Annotated in this window: 2 protein-coding genes; both read right to left on the reverse strand. The window is 67.6% G+C overall.

The window, feature by feature from the left end; translation table 11 throughout:
- Positions 1 to 731: PAS domain-containing protein (locus RMO04_RS02755; protein WP_309643266.1), on the reverse strand; the 731-nt coding region annotated here is incomplete at its 3' end.
- A gap of 246 nt (positions 732 to 977) precedes the next feature.
- A partial coding sequence (locus tag RMO04_RS02760; RefSeq protein WP_309643267.1) for a sensor histidine kinase occupies positions 978 to 1819 on the reverse strand: 842 nt, incomplete at its 5' end.

Genomic DNA, 1819 nt, shown 5'->3' on the forward strand with positions numbered 1-1819 from the left:
TCCACCTGATAGTCCCGTTGATCGGCGTTGGCCGATAGGAAGGCTTCCTCCGCGATCGGCCGGTCGTCGGGATGAACCGCGTCGATCCACCCCAGGCCTTCGCCGGCGCCGGGCGCCTGCCCCGTGAACGCGTACCACCGCGCGTTGAGATAGGTGCAATGCCCGCTCGGATCGGTCACCCACATCATCACCGGCGCGCTGTCGGCCATGTGGCGGAAGCGCGTCTCGCTGTCGCGCAGCGCAGCTTCGGAGGCTCGGAGCCGATCGATCACGGCCTGCTGGTCGCCGGCCGCCTGGTCGCGGGCGGCCGCGTCGCCGCGCAGGCGCACGATCTCGGTCACGTCTTCGACGCTGTGCAGGATGAAGCTCACCTCGCCATCCGCATCGAACACGGGGGAGTTCACGGGGCTCCACCATCGCTCGACGAACCGACCGTCTGGGCCTCGGACCGCATAGCGCTGGACGGCCATGGCGTCGGCGGATTTCGTGGCCAGCACCCGCTCGAACGAGGCGGTGAGATTGCTGACGCCGTCGGCCTGCGGGTCTTCCGGGTCGTCGGGAAACAGGTCGAACAGCCGCCGGCCGACCTGTTCCTCACGGGTGGAGCCGGTCACCTGCAGCCGGGCTTCGTTCGCCGCGACAATCGTCCAATGGGGCGGCCGCACGACCATCAGGGGGGTCGGCGAGGCTTCGAAAAGGGCTTGAAAATCGGCGAACGAAGCCGGGTCCAAATCGTCGTCCTCCACTCAAACCATGGCCGGGATGCTTGCGGCCAAAATGTGCCACGCCATAGCGAGCGCCTAGACGATTTTGTTCCCGGCGAAGCCGACGCCGCTACGCAGCGCGCGGCCCAATCTGAGGTTGGTCGTGAGGCCTGGCCCCGACACCGCCCCCGAGCCATCGCAATCGGGGCGCACGTCGAGGCGGCATGAGGCCATGCCCTGCCCCCCGCTCGACCAGGAGCTCCCACTTGGCTGTCAGGTAGGCAGGCGAACATCGCCGGCGTTTTCGAAGGGCCGAAGTTCATCCGCAGACGAAAGCGGCAGGCCAATCGCGCACCGCACGCCCGTCGGCGGATAGGCCAGCGTCACCGTGCCGCCGGCCGGGGCGAAGATGCGAGACAGCAGCCGAGTGCCGAAGCCCTGCCGCACCGGCGGTTGGACCAGGGGTCCGCCCGTCTCCTCCCACAGGAAGGTAAGGTGTCGTGCGCCTTGGCCATTGAGGGCGATGTTCCAGTGCAGGCGCACGCGCCCATCCTCGCCTGCCGACAGCGCCCCATACTTGATGGCGTTTGTCGCCAGCTCGTGCAGCGCCAGCGACAGGGGTACGGCCTGGGTGGCGCTCAGCCGCACGTCTGGCCCATCGAGCGTGAAGCGTCCCGGCGCCTGGGCCGCGACCAGCGAGTCCAGGATGGCGCCAAGATCCGCACCCGCCCAGCTCTCGTCCACGAGGATGTTATGGGCCTTGGACAAGGCCAGGAGCCGCTCGGTCAGGCTTGTCCGGACATCCCCGTCCACTGCGGCGGCGCGCAGCGTTTGATCGACGATCGACTGCACTGTCGTCAGCGTGTTCTTGATGCGGTGGTTCAGCTCGTTCAACAACAGGATCCGTTGATCGTCGGCCAGCTTGGTCGGCGTCTCATCACGCATGATCTTGAGCAACAGCGGCTTATCCCTGAGCCGCATGGTGACCCCGTTGGCCCAGAACCGGGCGCCGCTCTTATGGCGATGCCAGCGCGTATCCTCCGCGCGTCCGTCCCTGATCGCGGCGCGCAGTTCGGCCTGATGCGCCCCCGCCTCTTGATCCGACGGCAGGAAGA

The sequence above is a fragment of the Phenylobacterium sp. genome, assembly GCF_031412415.1.
In the GTDB taxonomy this organism is placed as follows: Bacteria; Pseudomonadota; Alphaproteobacteria; order Caulobacterales; family Caulobacteraceae; genus Phenylobacterium.